Below are 14751 nucleotides of genomic sequence, written 5' to 3'. Positions count from 1 at the left end.
AAGCTCTCCTGACCTCAAGGGGCCTCTGGAGGCGTTGGCAGCCCTGGTGACGCAGAGCGGCGTGTCACTGCTTGTGGACGAGACCGCGTCTCAGATCCTTGCTGACCCCGTCCGTTTCCCTCCGAACAGCGTTCAGACTATCGGTGAAAAAGCCGATGTCGCCATCGTGCTCGGCGGAGACGGGACGACGCTCGGGATCGGCCGGCGCCTGGCTCAGTACGACTGCCCGATAATCGGCATCAATGCCGGACGCCTTGGCTTCATCACAGACGTTGTGCTTGAGGAAATGAGCCGCGTGATTCCTCTCATGCTTGAGGGGCATTACGTCCGGGATCCCCGGCCGATCATTGAGGGATCCGTGCTCCACGAAGGGCGGGTCGTCTACCAGTCGAACGCGGTAAACGATATCGGCATCACACACGGCAAAATCGGCGGCATGGTGGAGTACACGATCTACGTGAACGGTCTCCAGATGTCTTCCCAGAGAGCGGATGGCATCATCTACGCGACCACCACCGGATCAACCGCCTACGCGCTTGCCGCGGGCGGTCCGATCCTCTACCCGTCTCTGAAGGGAGTGGTGCTCGTTCCTGTCGCGCCGCACACGCTTTCCAACCGTCCGATCGTGCTTCCGTCTGACGCTCAGATTGATATCAAGCTCACTGAGGTCAAAGACGGCCAGGCCTATTTCGACATGCAGGAATTCATGCCGATGGAGGCCGGGGATGTGCTGCACATTCACGTCGGCCGCAACCATTTCACGCTGCTGCATCCGGCCGGGTATAACCACTTTGATCTTCTTCGCCGGAAACTGAAGTGGAATCTGATGCCGACCAGCTCGCGCATCATCCGCTACCCTAGTGGTAACCTTTAGTACTCCACCGTCCTCCTACACCGGAGCCTGCTGTGCTACTCAGCCTTTCACTCACTGATTTCGTTATCGTTCCTGAGCTTACGATCAATCTTGAGGGCGGGTTTACAGCCCTTACAGGTGAGACCGGCGCAGGAAAATCCATCCTGATTGACGCCCTGCAGCTGCTGCTCGGCGCCCGGGCGGATACGGTCGTGATCCGTGAAGGCGCCAAGAAAACTGAGGTGAGCGGCATCTTTTCCCAGAACCGATCAACACGGCGCTGGCTCACGGATAACGGCTTTGAGCCGGATGACGATGAAATTCTGATGCGCCGCGTGCTTGATGCGAGCGGCCGCTCCAGAGCCTGGATCAATGGCTCTCCGGCCACGGTAAGCCAGATGAGGACGCTCGGGGAGAAACTCGTCGACATCCACGGCCAGCATGCCAACCAGTCCCTTCTGAAGCCTGCTGAACAGCTGCGGCTTCTGGACGCCCATGGAGGGCTCTTTGAGTCGCGGAAGAAAGTCCGCCGGCTCTATCAGGACTATCAGATCGCCACGGACGCACTGCAGAAAGCGAATGCCCGCGCCGCCAGCCTCCAGGATGAACTTGAGAAACTCGCCTGGATGAAAGAGGATCTCGACGCGCTTGCCCCTGAAAAGGGGGAGTGGGAGCGGGTGTCTGAAGAGCACACAAAGCTCTCCAACGCTTCGGAAATCATCAGCGGCATCAGCTCCGCCACCGCGGAGCTTGTGGATGACGATGTATCGGCTCAGACGCTCCTCGGGAACGCCTATCAGAAAATCATCTCCCTCAGCCGCTTCGACTCAAAGCTTGAGGATGCCGCGCAGCAGCTGAGTGACGCCTCCAGCATCGTGAATGACACGGCGAGCACGCTCCGACAGTATCTCGACGGAAACGACCTCGATGAAGAACGGCTTGCCGCTCTCGACAGCCGTCTTTCCGCCTACTATGACACCGCGCGGAAGTTCCACGTCCGTCCGGAAGAACTGAAAAATCTTCACGACAAGGTGAACACCCAGATCTCGGAGATTCAGTCCGGATTTGACACAGAAAGCCTTCGGCGCGCGGCAGCGCAAGCCAAAGCCGCCTTTATGCGCGAGGCTGAAGCTCTCAGCGCAAGCCGCAGAACCGCGGCCCAGAGTCTTTCTAAGCTTGTCACGGAGGCCATGCAGAAGCTCTCCATGGAGGGAGGACGCCTTGAGGTCAGTCTCTCTCCGTCGGAACCAGGTCCGCACGGTCTTGAGCACTGTGATTTCCTGGTTGCCGGACACGAAGGCGTATCGCCCCGGGCACTAACAAAAGTAGCCTCCGGCGGTGAACTTTCCCGTATCAGTCTTGCCATTTCTGTCATCACCGCCCGGGCGACGCCAGTCGAGACGATGATTTTCGACGAAATCGACGCCGGCATCGGCGGCGCTGTCGCAGAAGTGGTGGGACGTCTTCTGCAGCAGCTCGGGCATGACCGCCAGGTGCTCTGTGTGACTCATCAGCCGCAGGTTGCCAGCTGCGCCATCCATCACCTGCATGTCGAGAAAAAGACGGTCGACGGTAAGACTGTCAGCTCTCTCACGCAGCTCGACAGCAAAGGCCGCATCGAAGAGATTGCCCGCATGCTCGGCGGCATTCATATGACTCAGGCCACGCTCGATCACGCGAAGGAAATGCTCCGTCTTTCCTCGCCTCAATCCCAGCAGTCCCGGGAAACGCATTAATTTAACTATGCTTTCAACTATCAGAAATTTCCTCCGGTCTCTCGACCGGTCGCCCCTTGCTTGGCCGATTGCTATTGCGGGAGCGCTTATTTTTGCTCTGATGCTGCCCGCAGCGATGGGCCTCACCTATGGAGACCACACGCTTCGCGAGTTCTGGGACTGGAAAAACATCCTCTTCGTGATTCTCACGCTCTTCACACTGAGTCAGTGGAAGATCTCCCGCTGGTTTATCGCGATCCCTCTGGTTCTCATCTTTGGCTGCTACCTCCCGGCCGGCATTCTTTACGGGAAGCCCAGCATTCTCGTCGCTATCGCCCTCATGCAGACGACGCCGGCGGAAACCCAGGAATTTCTGATGAATACGCCCTGGCAGCTTTTTGCCGAGGCGATCGGTTTTATTTTTGCCGGACTTGCCGCTATCCATTTCTTCGGCCAGGTGAAGATTCCGAGGAAAACCGGTTTCGTCACGGGGCTTGCCGCGTGCGCGATTGCCTGGTTCGTGTCTTATGGAAGCGGAAAGACCTACGATCAGATCCAGACCGCGTCCTTCTTCCACAGTTTCGGAACCACTATGTGGTACTCGGCTGAGGAGCTCCGCGAAGAAGCAAATGCTCTGCCGCCCTCCTGGAAAGTCACGTCAGCCGAGCCTCAGTACAAGACTTATGTTGTGATCATCGGAGAAAGCCAGCGCCGCGACTACGCGTCGGTCTACGGCTATCCGCTCGATACGACTCCTTATCTGAACCGCGCGAACGGCACTTTCTTCAGCAACTTCATTGCCCCGGGCGGCAATACCGGCATTTCTCTCCCGCGCCTGCTCTCCTACAACACGCCTGGCACCGACCGCTACAGCAAGGAAAACAACATCGTCACGCTCGCGAATGCCGCGGGGTTCGACACCTGGTGGATCTCGAACCAGGGGCGCGGCGGCGCCTTTGATAATCCGATCGCTCAGATCGGTGTCAGAAGCCATCACACGGTCTGGCTTAAGGGGAACTACGCCGACGCCAACGTGGATGACGATATGCTGCTGCCGAAGATCCGCGCGGCGCTGAAGCAGGAAGCGGGAAGCAGCAAGCCCCGGGTTCTCTTCGTTCATCTGATGGGCTCCCATCCGACTTTCTGCACCCGGCTTTCCGGCCGGCCGGCCGCATTTGATGTCGGTGACAGCGCGATGGACTGCTACCTCACGACATACCGCATGATGGATTCCTTCGTCGAGCGTACGGTGGATCTCCTGAAGGCCAATGCCGGCGGCTCCTGGTCTCTCGTGTACTTCGCTGACCATGGCCTCTCCATGGAGAAGAAGCCCGGCACGGATTCAGGAAAAGAGCTTGAGCACGGCTACGATCATCGCCAGAATTACGAGGTGCCCTTCTTCAGAATCTCCTCTGACAGCCACGGACACCAGGTCAATCCGGCCTACCGAACCGGGTTCCGGATGCTTGAGGGGCTGGCTGACTGGATGGGTATCCGGGTCAGCAACGAAAACATCCGTCATGCACCTGAATTCTGGAGCGAAGGCAGTGACACAAAGATCCGTGTCTTCGGTGACAGGCAGTACAACGAACTGCCGGAAGACCCCGCGATCCGATTCAGAAGCAAGTAAGAAAAGAGCCGGAGAGAAGAGATTCTCTCCGGCTCTTTGGTATTCAGACGAATACGCGGGGCTTTACTCCGGTTTCCCCATCCCCTCTTCGCGCTTCTTATTCCTTTCCGCTTCCTTCTTCTGGCAGGCGGAGCAGATACCGTAAAGCGACAGCGAGTGGCTCTCAAGCTTGAATCCGAAGCGCTTGGCGATTTCATTCTGACGCTCTTCGATCTCACGATCGACGAATTCCTCGACAGCTCCGCACTTCAGGCAGACCAGATGATCGTGGTGATAGCCGTCATCCAGCTCAAAAGTGGCATAGTCTGTGTCAAAATGGTGACGAATCAGAATTCCAGCCGTTTCAAACTGCGTCAGCACGCGGTAGACAGTTGCAAGGCCAACATCCATGTCTTCAGCGAGCAGGGCCTTGTAAACGTCGTCCGCTGACATGTGCCGCTTTCCCTGAAGAGAAGCTTCCTGGAAAATTTCCAGAATCTTCATCCGGGGACCGGTTGCCTTCAGCCCCGCGTGCTTCAGCTCGGCAGACTGATTACGAGATGTGTCTTTCATATTCTCAAACCTAGGTACAAAGAAGCTTTTGCCTTTATGATACGAGTGTATCTGAAACAAGGCATTGCCATTTGATAAGTTGATTAGATAATGAGATTCCTGCAAAAACTAATGACGGGCTCAATGCTGGCAGCAGCCTGCCTGACTCTCAGCGGATGCCAGACGGTTTCGCGGGCATGGGACAGCGCAGCCAAATGGACGCCGACGTTCCTGCACCCCTACCGTCCTGATGTCTATCAGGGCAATCTTATAACCTCTGAAATGGTGGGGCAGCTGGAAAAGGGCATGTCGAAGGAGCAGGTTCAGTTCCTGCTCGGCCTGCCGCTTCTTCAGGATCGCTTCCATACGGATCGCTGGAATTACGTCTACTACGTGAATCGCCGCAGCGGTGAAACCGAAACCCGTAAGCTCATTGTCTACTTCAATGCGGCGGGCCGTGTTGATCACTGGGAAGCAGATAAGATGCCGGATGAAACCGAAGCCGATCTGATGATCCTCGGTGACAAGAAGGCTGAAGAAGCCGAAGCCGCCAAGAAGGCTGCTCCGGCCGCAAGCACCGCGGCTTCCGCGCCTGCGGCTTCCGCGCCTGCGGCCTCTGCTCCCGCAGCTCAGACCAAAAAGGAATAGCCAATGATTAAAGTCGCTCTGTCTGGAATCAACGGCCGCATGGGTCAGATGCTTCTGAAAGCCGTGCTCGCAGCGCCTGATATGGAGCTCTCCGCAGCTCTCGGTCACAGCGGAAGCAGCGCGATCGGCAAGGATGCCGGCGTTCCTTCCGGGATCACGACCGGCGTTACCGTCACCGATGATATCGAATCACTCCGTGACTGCGACGTGCTGATCGATTTCTCGCGTCCTGAAGCCACCCTCACCTATCTGCCGGTCTGCGCCGCGTCAGGTACCGCCGTTGTGATCGGCACCACGGGCTTTACGGCTGAAGAAAAGAAAACGCTGGAAGCCGCCTCGGAATCGGTTCCGGTGCTGCTCGCCCCGAACACGTCTCTTGGCGTCAATGCGGTCTTCAAACTGATTGAAGAAGCGGCACGTCTCCTCTCAGACGTTGATGTTGAAATTTTTGAGATGCACCACCGCAACAAAGTGGACGCTCCCTCCGGCACGGCTCTTGAAATGGGACGCCGGGTCGCGCAGGCCCGGGGCCAGAATTTCGACGAAGTTGCCGTTCTTTCCCGCGAAGGACACACGGGACCCCGAAAGAATGGGACAATTGGTTTTGCAGCATTGCGCGGCGGCGATGTCGTCGGCAAGCACACGGTGATCTTCGCCGGCACTGGCGAGCAGGTTGAAATCACCCATAACAGCACAACCCGCGAGGGCTACGCTCAGGGCGCTCTCACGGCAGCCCGGTTCCTGTCTACGAAGGATAAGGGGTACTACTCCATGTCCGACGTGCTCGGAGCCAGCCGCTGAGCCGAATAACGTTTCCGCTGCCGTAACTGCAACCGCAGACGACAGGATTACCTCTCTTTTCTTAGGCATCAGAAAATGCAAGAACAACTTGACGCACTTGACTCCATCATTTCCCAGCTGGTTCAGCGTGCTGACAACCTGCACAAGGAAAACGAGCAGCTGAAGCAGCAGCTTTCCGACACTCAGAACGAGCTTAACGGAACGCGTGACGAACTCAATCAGACCCGTCAGAAGCTGGAAGATACGGGCATCCGCATCGGTCTTCTGATCGAACAGCTGACGAAGGACACCAATATCGAACCGATCGAAGAAGAGCCTGTCTCTTCTGTTGCCTCTCCCGCTACTTTTGGCTGATATTTCCTGAGTACGGCAAACCGCTATGTCAGATCTTTCTCTGAATATCATGGATCGGGTCTTTCACTTCGGGGTCAAACCCGAAGATGAAGACCGGCTGCGCGCATGCGGCGAGGAGCTTGACCGCCAGATGCGCTCGATCAGAGAATCTGGCCGCGTCCTCGGTTACGATCAGGTCGCAGTCATGGTTGCCCTGGATCTCATCTGGGGGCGCCTTGACTACGAGGATGCAGCAAAGCGCAGCAAAGCCATGGAAAGTGAAGCTACCGCCCGTCTCTCGGAGCTCCGGGAACAGTGTGAGGCCGCTGTGGCTCGCATTGGGAGCGACGATAGTCCTGCCGAAAAGCAGCCTCCTCAGCCCGAGAGTTGAGGCATAGAATAGAAGTCATCAAGCCTTTCCCCGCGGGCTCCGGAACCATGGGATCCAATGTTCCAGAACCAATGCACACTGTGCTAGGCCGCTGATCTCATTGGCCGATTGCGTTAACGAACACGCGTTTGTTCGAACCATTTCCGCCTTGGAGGCGACCGCCCTGAACCCTCGGTTCAGGATACGTATCCCACCGGAATCTGCGGGGATCCAATCAAAAGGGCCGAAGCATCAGATGCTTCGGCCCTTTCCTTTTATGCTGCGCCGCAGCCCGTCAGCGGCGTACCCGGTAAGCCCGGACAATCAGGAAGATACCGAGAAGAATCAGCGGCAGCGACAGCCACTGTCCCTGGGAAAGGCCAAGCGCCCTGAGCCCCAGGAAGGAATCCGGCTCACGGACAAACTCCACGCAGAAGCGAATGATGCCGTAACCAAGGCAGAAAAGCCCCGTCACTGCGCCTTCAGGCTTCTGGCGCCGGGAGAAGAACCACATCACGCAGAAAAGCACGATACCTTCGAGACCGGCTTCGTAAAGCTGGGAAGGATGGCGGGGCTGCATCGTCCCGGATTCCGGAAAAATCATGGCGAACGGGAAATCCGGCGTCGTCACGCGTCCCCAGAGTTCTCCATTGATGAAGTTGCCGATACGGCCAAAGAAAAGCCCCACCGGAACCAGCGGCGTCACGAAGTCCGCGGTCTTCAGAAGGCCGACACCGTGCCTGTGCTTGAAGTACAGCATCGCAAGCAGGCAGCCGATCATGCCGCCGTGAACGCTCATGCCGCCCTGCCAGATTGCGAAGATCTCGAGCGGGTGCTGAATGAAGTAAGACGGCTGATAAAGGAAACAGTATCCGATACGGCCGCCCAGCACGACACCCAGAATGCCATAGAAAAGCAGATCCTCAAGCGCGTCTTCCCCCGACAGACCGCGCCACTTCTCCTTCTCGCGAATACGGCCAAGAAGATAGAAAAACGCGAAACCGACTAGGTACATGAGGCCGTACCAATGCACGGACAGCGGCCCTACGGAAAAAGCGATCGGATTGAACTGAGGATGCACCCACATGGAAGTTATCCCGAAAAAAAAAGGAACAGCCCATTCTAAATAAAAAGACGCAGAGTCATTTCTGACTCTGCGTCCCGTGTTTTGTGACTTTTTGTGACGCGCCTCAGGATCAGCTGAGAACCGCGCCCTTCATGCCGGAGCTCACAAGCTTCGCGTAGCGGACCAGATAGCCCGTCGTGATCTTCGGCTTACGCGGCTTCCACTCAGCCTTGCGGCGGGCAAGCTCTTCGTCGGAGACGAGTACGTTCAGCGTATTGCCATTGATGTCGATCGCGATCTGATCACCTTCATGCACAAGAGCGATCGGGCCGCCTTCAGCGGCTTCAGGAGACACGTGGCCGATCGAGGCGCCGCGGCTCGCGCCGGAGAAGCGGCCATCAGTGATCAGAGCCACCGTGCTGCCGAGTCCCGCGCCGATAATGGCGGAAGTCGGGTTCAGCATCTCACGCATGCCGGGACCGCCCTTCGGACCTTCGTAGCGGATCACCACGACGTCGCCCGGATTGATCTTGCCGCCGTAAATAGCCGCAATGGCATCATCCTCGCAGTCGAAGACACGGGCCGGACCCTGATGAACCATCATCGCGGGGTCAACCGCGGAGCGCTTCACAACGGAGCCGTCCGGAGCCAGATTGCCCTTCAGAACAGCAATGCCGCCTTCCTTCATAAAGGGATTCGTGACAGGACGGATCACTTCATTATTCAGGACTTCATGGCCCTTGATGTTTTCGCCGACCGTCTTTCCGGTCACTGTCATGCAGTCAAGATTCAGATGGCCGAGTTTTGCGAGCTCATGCATGACAGCAGGGATACCGCCCGCGCGGTCCAGATCCATCATGGTGTCTTCGCCAGCCGGTGACAGATGGCAGAGATTCGGGGTGCGCTTGGAAATCTCGTTGGCTTCCGCGAGATCAATCTCGATTCCGCACTCGTGGGCAATAGCCGGGAGATGGAGCATGGAATTCGTGGAGCAGCCAAGCGCCATATCCAGCATCAGGGCATTTTCAAATGCCTTGCGGGTCATGATGTCGCGGGGAAGAACATTGTCGCGGACCAGATCCATGATGCGCATGCCGGTCTTCTTCGCGAGACGGATACGCTCAGACATCACGGCCGGAATCGTCCCGTTCCCCGGAAGCGCAATACCGAGCACTTCCGTCATGCAGTTCATCGAATTCGCGGTGAACATGCCGGCACACGAACCGCAGGTCGGACAGGCTTCATTCACGAGACCGCCGAGTTCCTCCGCGGACATCTTTCCGGCGTGGAATGTGCCGACCGCTTCAAAGACGGAAGAGACCGTAACCTTATGCCCCTTGAAGTAGCCGCCAAGCATCGGGCCGCCGGAAACGATAATCGTCGGAATATTGATGCGGGCTGCTGCCATCATGAGGCCCGGAACATTCTTATCGCAGGCCGCCACCATCACGAGACCGTCAAACGGATGGGCAATGGCCATGGATTCCGTAGAGTCCGCAATCAGCTCACGGGAAACGAGCGAGTACTTCATGCCCTCGTGCCCCATCGCGAGGCCGTCGCACACCGCGATGGCCGGGAAGACGAGCGGCACACCGCCGGCAAGGGCAACCCCCTGCTTCACGGCATCCACAACCTTATCCAGGTTCATGTGCCCCGGGACGATGTCGTTCTTCGAGCTGACGATGCCGATCAGCGGACGATCGATTTCTTCATCAGTCAGGCCGAGGGCCTTCATGAGTGCAAGCCTCGGAGCGGCGGAGGGGCCCTTGGTCATCTTGTCACTGCGCATATGTTTCTCCACTTTTTCTTTTTTTGGCAGGCTGTCGGCTCACGGAAGAGTCGGCTCGTTAATGGTCATAAACCTGTCGTCTGCCAATTGTCATTTCTCAATTGTATATATTTTCCGACATTGTGAATGGCATAAAAAGGGTAAACGCAAAAAAATATCCCGGATGCTATAGGCACACGGGATTTCACGCTTTTTGGGAGAATCTCAGCCCGCCAGACAGTTTTTACCGGGAACTTCCTGGCTGTTTCCTGAGAAGGAATCTGAGATAAAACAGTGCAGAGATGAAAATTGAGAGGTCTGCTCAACAGTCTTCTGTTCAGACAATAAAAAACCCGCACTGCTTTCATCAGTACGGGTCAATTGAATGGTGCCGGTGAAGAGAGTCGAACTCCCGACCTTCGCATTACGAATGCGCTGCTCTACCAACTGAGCTACACCGGCAACCAGGCCAAGCCGACAACTCGGCTTCGCGAACAGAGTTTGTATTTTAGCGGAGAAAATTTAAAAACGCAAGAAAAATTGTTTCAATTCCGGATCCGCCTCTTTCGATGCCCTAAAATAAAAGTTCGACTAGAAATACCCGGCACGTGACTGCCGGAAAGAGCTGAACATGCCGGAATCCACTCAGAAAGAAATTCTTTCGTTCGTGCTGCCTGATGAGGCCTCAACGGAGCTGCTCGGGAAGCGCCTGGCGGAAGCCGTTCTGAAACACAGCAAGGAAATCACAGACCGGGGACTCAATATCCGGCTGCAGGGGACTCTGGGTGCTGGGAAAACCACGCTGACCCGGGCGCTGCTGCGTGCGCTCGGTTTCACGGGCCGGGTCCGGAGCCCGACCTTTACGCTGGTGGAAACGTATTCTGTTCAGGGGCTCGCCATCAATCACTTTGACTTCTACCGGTTTGAATCCCCGGAAGAATTTGAGGAAGCCGGCTTCAGAGATCTGTTCGGCGCCGGACGCATGACGCTCTGCGAGTGGCCGGATAAGGCGGAACCCTTTCTGCCGCCAGCCGATCTTCTGATCCTCATTGATCTGAAAGGTGATGGGCGCGAAGCGAAACTCTGCCCTGAGAATGAGTGGGGAGGCATTGTCGCAAAAGAGGTTGAGGAATCATGGCAATAAAGCGACGGAATCTTTTACTGGGCAGCGGCGGCACGCTGCTGCTCTCCCTTTTTCCCTGGGAAATCGCCTACGGGGCCGGCATCGTCGATGTCCGGATCTGGCCTGCGGACGAATACACCCGAATCACGATTGAGCATGACGGAAAACTGAAATTCCGTTCCTTTGTCGTCCGGGAGAATCCGCCGATCCGCATGGTCATTGATATTGAAGGACTTGCTCTTTCGGATCATCTGAAGAAGCTCGTGCAGGAAGTGTCCCCGAACGACCCCAACATCCGCAATATCCGTCTGGGTCAGTACCAGCCGAATGTTGTCCGCATGGTGGTGGAGCTGAAGGAGGACGTCAAGCCTCAGATTTTCGAGCTTCCTCCTGTCGCATCCTATAAAGAGCGCCTGGTGGTTGACCTTTATCCGAAGAATCCGAACCGCAGCATCGCGGCTTCAGATGATCCGCTCGCGGTTGCTATCAATCAGCAGAATGCGGCGAGAAACGGCCAGGGAAATTCCTCGCCGCGCTCGAAGTCCGGCAAGGAAAAACTTCTCGTCATGATTGATCCGGGGCACGGCGGAGAGGATCCGGGCGCGAGCGGTCAGATGGGAACGCACGAGAAGGACATCGTGCTTTCCATCGCTGGAAAGCTGAATGACCTTATTGCCCAGGATGATGAAATTGATGCCCGCATGACCCGTCGGAGCGACTTCTTCGTACCGCTGGGAGAGCGTGTAAACCTTGCTCAGAAAGCCGGTGCGAAGCTTTTCGTCAGCATCCATGCCGACGGCTGGATCTCGCCGAACGCCAAAGGATCCTCGGTCTTTGCACTCTCTGAAAAAGGAGCCTCGTCCGCCGCAGCCCGCTGGCTCGCGAAGCAGCAGAATGATGCCGACAAGATCGGCGGCATCAACCTTCAGGGGGTTGAGCGCTCCGTGCAGAACGTTCTGGTTGATATGTCGAATACCTGGAAGATCAACTACAGCCTTGCTCTCGGCCACTCAGTGCTGCAGGAGATCGGCAAGCTGAATGATCTGCATAAGTCTCAGGTGGAGCAGGCCGGATTTGCTGTTCTGAAAGGACAGGGGATTCCGTCCATTCTGGTTGAAACCGCCTTCATCTCCAACCCCGGGGAGGAGCAGAAGCTCCGGAACGACGATTACCAGCTCAGCATGGCCAAGGGAATTCTCGCCGGCATCAAGCGCCAGGTGAGAAAAGATAAGACCGTTATTCAGGGTTGATACTCCTAGGGTTGGGGATATGAAAGGCACCCTCCTTTGTTAAAATATCCCCACCTTTTAGGCGATATCTTCCCCAAAAAACCATTTTTCGGAGTCTTAATAGATGGCTCTTGTTGCAATGCGCCAGCTTCTCGACCACGCGGCCGAGAACGGCTACGGTATTCCTGCGTTTAACGTCAATAACCTCGAACAGGTTCAGGCCATCATGGAAGCAGCCAAGGAAACCGGTGCCCCGGTTATCCTTCAGGCCTCCGCAGGCGCCCGCAAGTACGCGGGTGAGCTCTTCCTCGAACACCTCATCCGCGCCGCGGTTGAGTCCTACCCGGACATCCCGGTTGCCATGCATCTTGATCACGGCCGCAGCAAGGCGTCCTGTGTCAGCGCCATGCGCCACGGCTTTACCTCCGTGATGATGGACGGCTCCCTGATGCCTGACGGCAAGACGGTGTCCACTTACGAGTACAACGTCGAAACCACCCGCTGCATCGTTGAAACGGCTCACTGCATCGGTGTGTCCGTCGAAGGCGAGCTCGGCTGCATCGGCTCTCTCGAAACACTGACCAGTGAAAAAGAAGACGGTCAGGGCGCTGAAGGCACGCTGACCCGTGAGCAGCTGCTCACCGATCCGGATCAGGCAGTTGACTTCGTCCGCGAGACCCAGCTTGATGCCCTCGCTATCGCGATCGGCACGAGCCACGGTGCTTATAAGTTCACCCGCGAACCCACGGGCGAAATTCTGTCGATTGACCGCGTGAAGGAAATTCACGCCCGTCTCCCGAATACGCACCTCGTCATGCACGGTTCCTCCTCCGTTCCTCAGGAGTTCCTCGCCGAGATCCGTAAGTTCGGCGGTGAAATGCGCGAAACCTATGGCGTTCCGGTCAAGGAAATCCAGACCGCCATCAAGCACGGTGTCCGCAAGGTGAACGTTGACACGGATATCCGTCTCGCCATGACGGCTGCCATCCGCCGGTTCATCTTCGAGAACCCGAGCGAATTCGATCCCCGCGCCTTCATGAAGGCCGCCCGCAAGGCAGAGAAGGAAATGTGCAAGTCCCGTTACCTCGCCTTCGGCTGCGAAGGTCAGGGCGCGAAGATCCACCCGATTCCTCTGGATGCTTTCGCCCGCGGCTACTCAGACGGCACGATCACGCAAAAGACTCTCTAAAGTTTTTCTGCAGACAAGCGGCGCGGATGCAATCCGTGCCGCTTCCTTTTTCTCTGAGACCGTAATTCATGCCACAGCAAGACGCAGCCGACCTCAAAGGCCGCACCGGGTTCACCCGGCTTTTCAATGCATTTCACTACTCGTGCGACGGGTTTCGTGCCATCTGGGCAACTGAACAGGCTTTCCGTCAGGAAGCCATTCTCGCCGTCATTCTGATTCCTGTTGCCATTCTCCTTCCCGTCAGCTGGACCCAGTCAGCGCTCCTCGTGCTTTCTGTTTTTCTCCTTCTGATCGTGGAAACACTGAACTCCGCAGTTGAAGCCGCCATCGACCGGATCGGCCCCGAACTTCACCCTCTCTCCAAGAAGGCGAAAGATCTGGGAAGCCTCGCCGTGCTGCTCACCATTTTTGCTGATGCCTGTATCTGGATCGGCGTACTGCTTGACTACTTTTTATCCTAGGCGCGAAACGCCGCAAAATAACCCTGCGGGCAACAATCACTGTTTTCTGCAGCAGTAAAATAAAGAATCGCAGGTTATTTTGTCACTTCCTCTGGAGATCACCCATGCAGGGTCTATTGAAAACCAGCCTGAAGTCACTGCCCCTCGTATACAGTGGCAAGGTTCGGGACAGCTATGCGGTTGGCGACGACAAGCTGCTCATCGTTGCAACCGACCGCATTTCCGCGTTCGATTTCATCCTGTCGGTTCCGATTCCTTACAAGGGACAGGTACTGACCCAACTCACGAACTTCTGGTTTGAACAGCTGAAGGGCGTGCTGCCGAATCATCTGACCGGCATCGATCCGCTGTCCGTTGTCGCTCCGGAAGAAGCTGACCAGGTCCGCGGCCGTTCCGTCGTGGCGATGAAACTGAAGCCGATCATGATCGAATGCGTGGCCCGCGGCTATCTGACCGGCGGCGGCTGGAAGGAATACCTGGCTGATGGGTCGGTTTCCGGTGTCAAGCTCCCGGCCGGGCTGCAGATGTCCCAGAAGCTCGACGAGCCGATCTTCACCCCGTCCGCCAAGTCCCCGATCGGCACGCATGACGAACCGATCAGCTATGAAGAATGCGTGAAGCGCTACGGCGGCGATGTCGCGAAGACGATCCGCGACGCCACCCTGACGCTCTACAAGAAGGCGGCTGAATACGCTGCCACGAAGGGCATCATCATTTCCGACACCAAGTTTGAGTTCGGCATTGATGAAGCGGGCAATATCCGCCTGATGGACGAAGTGCTGACGCCGGATTCCTCCCGGTTCTGGCCTGCCGATCAGTACAATGTGGGCATTTCGCCGCCCTCCTATGACAAGCAGTACATCCGCGACTGGCTTGAATCGACCGGCTGGGATAAGAAGTCTGAGCCGCCGGTTCCGCCGGAAGAGGTTATTCAGCGGACGAGCGAGAAATATCGCGAAGCTCTGTTCCGCCTCGCCGGCATCAAGCTCGGCTGAGATAGCAGTCTGCAGCTGACTCGCTCACAACGGAGGTCG

15 protein-coding genes and 1 tRNA gene are annotated in these 14751 nt (G+C 56.9%); 12 read left to right on the top strand and 4 right to left on the bottom strand.

What is annotated here, in order from left to right:
* Positions 1-34: 34 nt before the first annotated feature.
* Genes M4NBBH2_RS04460 through M4NBBH2_RS04450 form a run of 3 tightly spaced genes read left to right on the top strand, consistent with a single transcriptional unit; the run spans position 35 to position 4198 of the window.
* Positions 35-874 (top strand): NAD(+)/NADH kinase, encoded by an 840-nt coding sequence (locus tag M4NBBH2_RS04460; RefSeq protein ID WP_238691371.1) that lies wholly within the window; start codon positions 35-37, stop codon positions 872-874.
* A gap of 32 nt (positions 875-906) precedes the next feature.
* Positions 907-2589 (top strand): DNA repair protein RecN, encoded by a 1683-nt coding sequence (gene recN, locus M4NBBH2_RS04455; RefSeq protein ID WP_116269877.1) that lies wholly within the window; start codon positions 907-909, stop codon positions 2587-2589.
* Between the two features lie 7 nt (positions 2590-2596).
* Positions 2597-4198, top strand: coding sequence for a phosphoethanolamine transferase (locus tag M4NBBH2_RS04450; RefSeq protein WP_116269876.1), 1602 nt, complete (start codon positions 2597-2599; stop codon positions 4196-4198).
* 63 nt (positions 4199-4261) lie between these two features.
* Here the strand turns inward: M4NBBH2_RS04450 and fur are convergent, their stop codons facing one another.
* Positions 4262-4750, bottom strand: a complete 489-nt coding sequence (gene fur, locus M4NBBH2_RS04445) for a ferric iron uptake transcriptional regulator (RefSeq protein WP_116269875.1) — start codon at positions 4748-4750, stop codon at positions 4262-4264.
* Between the two features lie 123 nt (positions 4751-4873).
* On the opposite strand from fur, the gene M4NBBH2_RS04440 reads away from it, so the two are divergent.
* The 4 genes from M4NBBH2_RS04440 to M4NBBH2_RS04425 all read left to right on the top strand — a co-directional run bounded on the left by M4NBBH2_RS04440 (position 4874) and on the right by M4NBBH2_RS04425 (position 6902).
* Positions 4874-5377 carry an outer membrane protein assembly factor BamE gene (locus tag M4NBBH2_RS04440; protein WP_235005590.1) on the top strand — a complete coding sequence of 168 codons (504 nt, stop codon included), beginning with the start codon at positions 4874-4876 and terminating at the stop codon, positions 5375-5377.
* A 6-nt stretch (positions 5378-5383) separates the two neighbouring features.
* A complete protein-coding gene (dapB, locus tag M4NBBH2_RS04435) occupies positions 5384-6178 on the top strand; it encodes a 4-hydroxy-tetrahydrodipicolinate reductase (protein ID WP_116270584.1) in 795 nt (264 codons plus the stop codon).
* Between the two features lie 75 nt (positions 6179-6253).
* Positions 6254-6532, top strand: a complete 279-nt coding sequence (locus M4NBBH2_RS04430) for a hypothetical protein (RefSeq protein ID WP_022443185.1) — start codon at positions 6254-6256, stop codon at positions 6530-6532.
* Positions 6533-6557: 25 nt separating this feature from the next.
* Positions 6558-6902, top strand: a complete 345-nt coding sequence (locus tag M4NBBH2_RS04425) for a cell division protein ZapA (RefSeq protein ID WP_116269873.1) — start codon at positions 6558-6560, stop codon at positions 6900-6902.
* Positions 6903-7176: 274 nt separating this feature from the next.
* On the opposite strand, the gene lgt is transcribed toward M4NBBH2_RS04425, so the two are convergent.
* From lgt to M4NBBH2_RS04410, 3 genes are all read right to left on the bottom strand, one after another.
* Positions 7177-7968, bottom strand: a complete 792-nt coding sequence (gene lgt, locus M4NBBH2_RS04420) for a prolipoprotein diacylglyceryl transferase (protein ID WP_116269872.1) — start codon at positions 7966-7968, stop codon at positions 7177-7179.
* Positions 7969-8077: 109 nt separating this feature from the next.
* Complete coding sequence (gene ilvD / locus M4NBBH2_RS04415; RefSeq protein WP_116269871.1) at positions 8078-9736, bottom strand: dihydroxy-acid dehydratase; 1659 nt, start codon at positions 9734-9736, stop codon at positions 8078-8080.
* 365 nt (positions 9737-10101) lie between these two features.
* A tRNA-Thr gene (locus tag M4NBBH2_RS04410) sits at positions 10102-10177 on the bottom strand.
* Between the two features lie 169 nt (positions 10178-10346).
* Here M4NBBH2_RS04410 and tsaE point away from each other — a divergent pair.
* The 5 genes from tsaE (at position 10347) to M4NBBH2_RS04385 (ending at position 14712) form a co-directional block, all read left to right on the top strand.
* The gene (gene tsaE, locus M4NBBH2_RS04405; protein ID WP_116269870.1) at positions 10347-10859 is read left to right on the top strand and encodes a tRNA (adenosine(37)-N6)-threonylcarbamoyltransferase complex ATPase subunit type 1 TsaE; all 513 of its coding nucleotides are present in this window, start codon (positions 10347-10349) and stop codon (positions 10857-10859) included.
* Entirely contained in the window at positions 10850-12088 is a 1239-nt protein-coding gene (locus tag M4NBBH2_RS04400; protein ID WP_116269869.1) for an N-acetylmuramoyl-L-alanine amidase, read from the top strand. The genes tsaE and M4NBBH2_RS04400 overlap by 10 nt, the downstream gene beginning before the upstream one ends.
* A 103-nt stretch (positions 12089-12191) precedes the next feature.
* Positions 12192-13256: a class II fructose-bisphosphate aldolase gene (gene fba, locus M4NBBH2_RS04395; protein ID WP_116269868.1), complete on the top strand. Its 1065-nt coding sequence runs from the start codon at positions 12192-12194 to the stop codon at positions 13254-13256.
* A gap of 68 nt (positions 13257-13324) precedes the next feature.
* A complete protein-coding gene (locus M4NBBH2_RS04390; RefSeq protein WP_022443192.1) occupies positions 13325-13717 on the top strand; it encodes a diacylglycerol kinase in 393 nt (130 codons plus the stop codon).
* A gap of 104 nt (positions 13718-13821) precedes the next feature.
* Entirely contained in the window at positions 13822-14712 is an 891-nt protein-coding gene (locus tag M4NBBH2_RS04385) for a phosphoribosylaminoimidazolesuccinocarboxamide synthase (RefSeq protein WP_116269867.1), read from the top strand.
* The last annotated feature ends 39 nt before the right edge of the window (positions 14713-14751 follow it).

Origin of the sequence: Mesosutterella multiformis (assembly GCF_003402575.1) — a bacterium.
Classification (GTDB): Bacteria; Pseudomonadota; Gammaproteobacteria; order Burkholderiales; family Burkholderiaceae_F; genus Mesosutterella; species Mesosutterella multiformis.
This window is presented reverse-complemented; position numbering and strand designations above follow the sequence as displayed.